This window comes from Kitasatospora aureofaciens (genome assembly GCF_019192735.1).
Taxonomy (GTDB): domain Bacteria; phylum Actinomycetota; class Actinomycetes; order Streptomycetales; family Streptomycetaceae; genus Kitasatospora; species Kitasatospora aureofaciens_A.
The window spans coordinates 1-7,229 of the sequence record NZ_JAHTKP010000126.1; the positions used below are offsets into that span (position 1 = coordinate 1).

The following is a 7,229-nucleotide window of genomic DNA, read 5'->3' on the forward strand; positions in this document are numbered from 1 at the left end:
TGGGACAAGGCCATCGCGCACCCCCTGGTGAACTCGCCGTTCTACTCAGAGAGTTGCGCGATGGCTCTCCCATGACCAGGGGTTACTCCAAGATCCTTGCTACACCACTCCACGGGACGCCATCCGGTGGAGCGGTTTTGGCCGGTGTCCTGCATGGTTTGGGGTCGGGCATGATCGGGGGGCCGTAAGCTGTTGCGACTCGGTCAGGGCTTTTGGGTCTGACCGCAATTTGGCCGAGTGGCCCCCCGTTCTTGCTCGACTCGGGTCCCGGGCCGGGGAGGTGGGTAAAACCGCGTAGCCGCCCGTCCCCGGCCACCGCGCGGCAGCGAACGGGCCTTCGCGCCTTCGCTGTTGGGGGCCGTTTCTTCGTGGGCGGGCCAGACGCCCGGCCGGGACCGGCCGGCAGGCCGCAGCCCGGCCGAGGCGGCTGGGACCGCCCGGCGGCGCTCGGCGCCGCCGCTTGAGTAAGTGAAGGCAAGTTGCGACAGCCCCCGCGCCCTGGCTCGGACGTGGGGGCTGAGGGCTGATCGGTGGGGTGTGGCGGTCAGTGGGCGGCCTTGGCCCTTTGGGTGGCGCGCTTGGGCTTAAGGGCCTCGATGTCGAAGGTCAGGCCGGTGGACTCGGCGCCGAGCCTGGTCTCTTCGAGCAGCAGCGGCAGGCCCGACGGCCGGTCGTAGGTGACGCGGTGGACGACCAACAGGACGGCGGCCTCGGACAGATGGAGGGCTTCCCGTTCGTCGGGCTGCGGGACGCGGGCGCTGACCCGGTCGCGCCAGGCCGGTTCGCGTCCAGCGGCGGCCAGTGCCGCGTACGCCTCGGCCGGTGCCACGCCGGGCTGCTCGGTAAGAGCAGTGCCTTCGATGCGCTCCATGGGGAGCAGGAAGCGGTGCAGAGCGCGGCCGTCTCCGGCGGGGTCGGCGATGAGGCGATCGACGCCGATCATCAGCTCGTCCTCGGCCATGTCGAGCAGTGGCGCCGTGATGGCGTCGGTGCGGGTGCGGTAGACGGCCGGCTCCTCGCCCTGGGCGAACCACGCGTCGGTGGGCGTCTCGTAGGTTCCGCCCCTGAGGGTGACGGTGCGCTCCATGGTGGCGGAGGGGCCGTGGACGGTGGGGCGGACGAAGGTGCCCCGGCCCTGCTTGACGTCCAACTGGCCTTCGCTGCGCAGGGCGGCGACGGCGAGGCGGACGGTCGGGCGTGAGACGCCGTAGGTCTGGGCGAGATCGGTTTCCGTCGGCAGTTGGGTTCCGGGGGGCCATTCGCCGGTGGCGATCGCCTGTCGCATCGCCGCCGCCACCTGCTTGTGCAGGGCCTCGTTCCGGATGATCGCCATGGTGTTGACCCCTTGGTGCGGGCGCCGGGGTGGCCCGCGTCGCATGTGTCGTGTGGTTTTCGAGGGTTCGTGTGTCGTCGTTTGCCCTGGTTGGGCGGCATCTCTATGTCTGTCGTCAGTCGCTAGGCGTTAAACGTAAGCATGAATCGCTTGCGTCGGGGCGTCAAGGTGGCGCATCATCGAAGCGCAAAGGTGAGTACGTTTGACGATCGACGTTAAACGGCCTTTGTGATCTAGGAGTGTGCGCTCATGCAGTCCATTCCCGTGGACGGAACCCGGCTCGGCACGATGACCTGCATCGTCGCCCCGGAGGTGCGGATCGCGAACCGCGAGACCGGGGAGGTGAGGAAGGACCGTGAGGGGCAGACCGTGTACACGGTCGGTGTCGCGGTGCGGCAGGACGGCCGGCGGGCCTCGATCATCGAGATCAGCGTGTCCGGCGAACCGGTAGGCGTCGTGGAGGGCGTGCGCGTGCACGTCACCGGCCTGACCGCCTTCTCCTGGGCGATGGGCGACCGGCACGGCCTGTCCTTCCGTGCCGACGCCATCACCCCCGTCCCCGCCCCCGCGCAGACCACCTCGCGCAAGGGAGGTGACGCCTGATGAGCACCGCCACCCGCGCACGGCTGCGGCGCCTGCTCGGTGAACTCGGCGACCTGGCCGAAGAGGTCAACCCGTTCGCCTCCGACAGCAGCGGTGCCCAGCTCTTCGACCACATCGCGACCCTCGCCGCCAAGGCGGCTGGCCAGGCCCGTGACCTGGAGACCGAAGCCCACAACACGGCGATGGAGAACGGGGGGCGGCCGTGATCCTCGCGCAGCTCCTCTGGATGGCACTGCTGGCCACGGTGCTCATCCTGCTCGCCACGGCCCCGGGGCTGCGGCGCGCCTACCCCTACATCTGGTGGTGCGTGCTCGGCTACCCGGTCACCGTGATCAGGGTCCGTCTCACCTGGCGGCGGCTGACCACGAACCTCGGGCTCGCGGTGGCCAAGCGGCCCGGGCGGGCGCTGCTCGGCGACCTGGTGGTCCGCGGTGACCCGCTCAAGCCGGTCCCGCCTCGCCTGGGTGTGCCGAAGCTGCGGCGCGGCGGCCTGGACGTGGCCGTGCGTCTGCACCCCGGGCAGGTCCCGGACCACTTCCTGTCCGCCGTGGAAGCGCTGACACACGCCTGGCGGGTCCACGCGGTGAGGCTGTTCTCCGACGAACGCGGGTTCGTCATCCTGTCCGCGCTCGCCTGGGACCCGCTCCGCGCACCGGTCGTGCCGTACCAGCTGAAACAGCGGGTGCTGCGGGCGGTGGTCGGGCTGCTGGAGGACGGCCGGGCCTGGGTGATCGACTTCCGGCGCGCGCCGCACTGGCTGATCGTCGGTGCCACGCGGTCCGGCAAGTCCACCCTCATCGCCTCCCTGGTGAGGGAACTCGCTCCGCAGCGCGTCGCCCTGTTCGGCATCGATCTCAAGGGCGGCATGGAGCTGTCGCTGTTCGAGGACCGGTTGTCGGCGCTGGCGTCCACCCGGGCGGAAGCTGCCCGGCTGCTCGCGGAGCTGGTGGCGGAGACCGAGGCGCGTATGCAGTTGTGTCGTTCGGTCGGGGCCCGGTCGATCTGGGACCTGCCGGCCAAGCTCCGCAAGCTGCCCGTCGTCGTGATCGTCGATGAGGTGGCCGAGCTGTACCTGATGGCGACGCGCGAGGACAAGGCGGAGGTCGGGGAGATCTCCACGAACCTCCTGCGCCTGTCCCAGCTCGGCGCCGCCCTCGGCATCCACCTGGTCATCGCCGGACAGCGGGTCGGCTCCGACCTCGGCCCCGGGGTCACCGCCCTGCGGGCGCAGCTGGCCGGCCGCATCTGCCATCGGGTGAGCGACGCGGGCACGGCGGAGATGGCGCTCGGCGACCTCAACAAGGACGCCCTGGCCGCAGCCCAGCGCATCACCCTCGCCGAACAGGGCGTCGCCATCACCGCCGACACCGACGGCCAGTGGCTCCGCGCCCGCTCGATCCACGTCACCCCCGACCAGGCCCGCCGTGCCGCGCGGAAGTACGCCCGCCTCGCCCCGACCTGGCCCGGCCTCCACGTCGACGAGCCGACCGAAGGGGTTTACCTCTGATGAGCAACGGCGCCGCCCTCATCCTGATCGCCTTCCTGGCCCTCGCCACCTTCCTCCTGGTCCGCTCCGGCGAACTGCGCTTCTGGCAGGTCCTGTTGGTCGGCGTGCTCGCCATCTACCTCGACCGCATCGGCTGGACCGACCCGATCGTCTACGCCGTGACCTGGATCGTCCAAGGCCTCACCCACACCACCACCTGAAAGCGAGTGATCACCGTGCCAACCCACCCAACCCCCACCGGCGGCCCAACCCCGATCCGCCGGACCCCCTCCACCCGCCCCAACGCCACCCCCGGCCGCGCCACGCACAACCTGGCCCGGCCGGGGCCCGGCGAACCCTGGCCCTGGAGACACCCACCATGACCGCTGGCACCAACCCGTACACCAACCCCACCGCACGCCGCGCCTACCTCTCCCGGGAGGCGCGGCTGCGCCAACTACCCTCCATAGAACGAGACTTGGTCCGCCTCGGCGAGATGCCGGACCTGAACCGCTGGCTCGAACAGATCCACGCCACCGGCGGCTGCGCCGAACCCGTCTACCTCACCGGCCACACCACCACCCTCGACGCCGACACCGGTGAAGTCCTGCGGTACTACTCGACCGCCACCGAACCCGGCGGCCGGCTCGCCGTCCGCTGCCGCAACCGCCGCGCCACCCGCTGCCCGTCCTGCTCGCGCGAGCACAGCGGCGACACCTTCCACCTCGTCCGCTCCGGCCTCATCGGCGGCAAAGGCATCCCCGACACAGTCCGAACGCACCCGCGCCTGTTCGTCACTCTCACGGCGCCGTCGTTCGGCCCGGTCCACCGCGCTGGCACCTGCCACCCCGCCCGCCGCCGACACTGCGAACACGGCAGGCGCCACGGCTGCGGCCGAACCCACCCCGACACGGACCCGCTCATCGGACAGCCGCTCTGCGCCGACTGCTACGACTATCCCGGCCACATCCTGTGGAACGCCATGGCCCCCGCCCTGTGGAAGGCCTTCCGCGACAACCTCTACCACCACATCGCCGCCCGGACCGGCGTCGGCCGCACGGCCATCCGCAAGCTGATCCGGATCTCGACCGCCAAGGTCGCCGAGTACCAAAAGCGCGGCGCCGTCCACTTCCACGCCGTCATCCGCCTCGACGGCCCCGACGGGCCGGCCTCCCCGCCCCCGCCCTGGGCAACGGCGGATCTCCTCCTGGAAACCGTGCACTCAGCCGCTGCCGCCGTGGCCCTGCCGCGCCCCGAATCGGCCGCGTACGGCGACGGACGACTCAGCTTCGGCACCCAGCTCGACGCCCACCCTCTTACCAATGGGGACGGCGGACGACTCACTGACGACGCGGTCGCCGCCTACGTCGCCAAGTACACGAGCAAGAGCGCTGAAACCGCCGGCGCCGTCGACCGCCGCATCACGGACCTGGCAGAGATCCGAGCGCTACGCGTCACGCCCCACATCCGGGCCCTCATCGCCACCGCCTGGGGACTCGGCGAACTGCCCGAACTGCAACACCTGCGCCTGCGTGCCTGGGCTCACATGCTCGGCTACCGGGGCCACTGCCTCACCAAGACCCGCGTCTACTCCACCACGTACGGACGACTCCGGACCGACCGCGCCGAACACGCGCGCACCCTCGCCGGCGTCCGAGACCTGTACGCCGACTGGGGCGCCGACACCACTACCGAAAGTGCCTGGCGCTTCGCCGGGACCGGCCACACGGTCGCCGAAGCACTCATCGCAGCGGGCATCGCCGAAGATCTCGCCACCAATCGGGAGATCGCCCGCGAAGACGTGGAGCGCTCCGAGCGGCCCGGTGGGACGCGGTGACCAGCGCGGCACCTGTGCCGAGAGGCCGTGTCGAGCGGGCCGGGATTTCGGGGCAGGAGAAGGCGCCGATCATCAGGAGCGAGATCGTCATCGTGGACGACGATGGCAATGAGGAGCCGTACGACCCCGCTAAGCACTGACGACGGCAGCCCCCGGCCTTGATGACCGGGGGCTGCCGCCTGTCGGCTGCTCGCGTCAGAGCTTGCCTGCGAAGTCGTCTTCCTTGACGATCAGGCGGTCGCGGTAGTCCTTGGGGATCTTGAGTCGCAGCTTGATCGCGGGTGCCCGCTGACCTTTGACCTTGGTGCGGGTGACCTCGCAGCGGACGCCCACCCGCAGGAGGTCTGAGGCCATCGCCTCGATGCCGCCTTCCTCCCACTGCTGCCGGAACGTCTTCCCGTTGGCCACGTTCACCCACCGGTCTTCGGTGGTCTCGGGGTCGATCTCCCCGAGTTCGGTGATCAGCTTGTCCAGCGTCTCCTCCGCCTGTTCGCGGGTGAACCGGGTCTTCGCGTACCGGCCGCCGGGCTCCAGCTCCTTCATGTAGTAGGCGATGGACTCCTCAAGCTGGGCCACCTGGGCGCGGGCCTCTGCGCCCCGTGCGTATTCGCGCACCTGCACGGGCTCGTCACCGAGCACTGACAGCACATCGAGGACGAGTTTGGCGTTGATCACCTCGGGGTTGGGGGCGCCCAAGCCTCCGCCCTTGCATCCCTGGCACCGCAGGTACTCGTACACCCGATCCTTGACGCGGTTCCGCTGCTCAACCATGTTGGTCTTGCAGTCGAAGCAGACGAAGACCCCGAGGAACTTCGTGGCACCGCCGGGCCGGCGTTGAGGCTGGTTCTTGCTGCGCTTGTCGAGGTCCGCTTGGAGTTCGTGGAACTCCTCGTCGGCGAAGACGGCCTCTGCGACCCTGATGGGCTTCCCGGCCTTGTCCAGGACGAGCTTGGACCGGCGGGCGCCGCCCTTCTTCTCCTCCTCTACTCGGTAGCCCATCAGCGCGGGATTGCGGAGCTGGCGCAGTAGGGTCGTGGCCGTGAGGCCGTCGCTGGCAAGACCCGCGCGCTTCAGCAGCTTGACCATGCGGGTGGCGGAGACGCCTCGACGGGCCATGCGGCGGCACCAGTGCAGAGCCTTGTGCGCGTCGGCCTCAATAACAAGGACGACGTTCCCGCTCTCGTCCTCCTCGGTGGTGTATCCGAAGGCAGGCTTGCCGACCAGCCAGGCGGACTGGGTTTTCGCGTAGTCCCAGAGGCTCGCGACGCGCGTGCTCGTGTTGCTGGCCTCGATCTCCGCGATGCCGCCGATCAGCGTGACCATGATCTTCCCGACGACCGTGGTCAGGTCGATCGAGTCGTGCTTGGAGACCAGGTTCTTCCCGCACTTCAACGCCCAGTCGATCATCGTGTTCAGGTCGGACAGTCGACGGATGAACCGGTCGAGCTTCCAGAACAGCAACACGTCGAACTCCGGCACCCGGTTGTTCAGCCAGTCGCCCAGCTGTTTCCGCTTCCACGGCGGCACCTTCGTGGCCGACACGTTGAGGTCGCTGGCGACGCCGACCACGCGACATCCCCGGTTCAGGGCCTCGCGACGAAGGTCGAGCTCCTGGCGGACGGGGGAGGTGGTGTCTTCCGTGAGCACGGACAGCCGGACTGAGAGCAGTGCCCGGGGCGCATCCGTAGGAAGGGCGGCCTCAGCTCTCCTCAGCTCTTCCAGCAGCGCCAGATCTGCGGCGGTCCATTCGGCCTCGACCGTGTACGCCTTCTGCTGTGCGGCGCGGGCCGTACGGGTGCGCTTCGCCATGTCGGTGACCCCCTCGACGGTTTTAGACGTGTCTCCATATAGCCTCAGATGGATACGCACATCCAAATCGGCCCCACGGGCAAGAAGATGCTGCCGCTGACAGTCGTCAACAAGTAGCTCTATACATGAGGCGGCCCCTGTCGGATGTGTCCGACAGGGGC

General features: G+C 69.4%; 8 protein-coding genes. 6 read left to right on the top strand and 2 right to left on the bottom strand.

Features of this window, described 5'->3' with window-relative positions; all coding sequences use genetic code 11:
- Nucleotides 1-544: 544 nt before the first annotated feature.
- Entirely contained in the window at nucleotides 545-1,333 is a 789-nt protein-coding gene (locus tag KV557_RS41125) for a GntR family transcriptional regulator (protein WP_218207210.1), read from the bottom strand.
- Nucleotides 1,334-1,582: 249 nt separating this feature from the next.
- Here KV557_RS41125 and KV557_RS41130 point away from each other — a divergent pair, with 249 nt between their 5' ends.
- The 6 genes from KV557_RS41130 (at nucleotide 1,583) to KV557_RS43880 (ending at nucleotide 5,399) form a co-directional block, all read left to right on the top strand.
- Nucleotides 1,583-1,936, top strand: coding sequence for an SCO3933 family regulatory protein (locus KV557_RS41130; protein ID WP_218207211.1), 354 nt, complete (start codon nucleotides 1,583-1,585; stop codon nucleotides 1,934-1,936).
- A complete protein-coding gene (locus tag KV557_RS41135) occupies nucleotides 1,936-2,142 on the top strand; it encodes a hypothetical protein (protein WP_218207213.1) in 207 nt (68 codons plus the stop codon). The genes KV557_RS41130 and KV557_RS41135 overlap by 1 nt, the downstream gene beginning before the upstream one ends.
- Complete coding sequence (locus tag KV557_RS41140; RefSeq protein ID WP_374106733.1) at nucleotides 2,139-3,443, top strand: FtsK/SpoIIIE domain-containing protein; 1,305 nt, start codon at nucleotides 2,139-2,141, stop codon at nucleotides 3,441-3,443. The genes KV557_RS41135 and KV557_RS41140 overlap by 4 nt, the downstream gene beginning before the upstream one ends.
- Entirely contained in the window at nucleotides 3,443-3,643 is a 201-nt protein-coding gene (locus KV557_RS41145) for a hypothetical protein (RefSeq protein WP_218207215.1), read from the top strand. The genes KV557_RS41140 and KV557_RS41145 overlap by 1 nt, the downstream gene beginning before the upstream one ends.
- Before the next feature lie 158 nt (nucleotides 3,644-3,801).
- Nucleotides 3,802-5,259 (top strand): replication initiator, encoded by a 1,458-nt coding sequence (locus KV557_RS41150; protein ID WP_256178719.1) that lies wholly within the window; start codon nucleotides 3,802-3,804, stop codon nucleotides 5,257-5,259.
- Between the two features lie 14 nt (nucleotides 5,260-5,273).
- Complete coding sequence (locus KV557_RS43880; RefSeq protein WP_256178720.1) at nucleotides 5,274-5,399, top strand: hypothetical protein; 126 nt, start codon at nucleotides 5,274-5,276, stop codon at nucleotides 5,397-5,399.
- A gap of 55 nt (nucleotides 5,400-5,454) precedes the next feature.
- On the opposite strand, the gene KV557_RS41155 is transcribed toward KV557_RS43880, so the two are convergent.
- Nucleotides 5,455-7,068 (bottom strand): recombinase family protein, encoded by a 1,614-nt coding sequence (locus KV557_RS41155; RefSeq protein WP_218207220.1) that lies wholly within the window; start codon nucleotides 7,066-7,068, stop codon nucleotides 5,455-5,457.
- Between the last annotated feature and the right edge of the window lie 161 nt (nucleotides 7,069-7,229).

Excerpts from the sequence above, each read along its gene's own strand:
- KV557_RS41145 (WP_218207215.1), top strand. The coding sequence starts at position 3,443 with ATGAGCAACGGCGCCGCCCTCATCCTGATCGCCTTCCTGGCCCTCGCC.
- KV557_RS41125 (WP_218207210.1), bottom strand. The coding sequence starts at position 1,333 with ATGGCGATCATCCGGAACGAGGCCCTGCACAAGCAGGTGGCGGCGGCG.
- KV557_RS41130 (WP_218207211.1), top strand. The coding sequence starts at position 1,583 with ATGCAGTCCATTCCCGTGGACGGAACCCGGCTCGGCACGATGACCTGC.
- KV557_RS41135 (WP_218207213.1), top strand. The coding sequence starts at position 1,936 with ATGAGCACCGCCACCCGCGCACGGCTGCGGCGCCTGCTCGGTGAACTC.
- KV557_RS41150 (WP_256178719.1), top strand. The coding sequence starts at position 3,802 with ATGACCGCTGGCACCAACCCGTACACCAACCCCACCGCACGCCGCGCC.
- KV557_RS41155 (WP_218207220.1), bottom strand. The coding sequence starts at position 7,068 with ATGGCGAAGCGCACCCGTACGGCCCGCGCCGCACAGCAGAAGGCGTAC.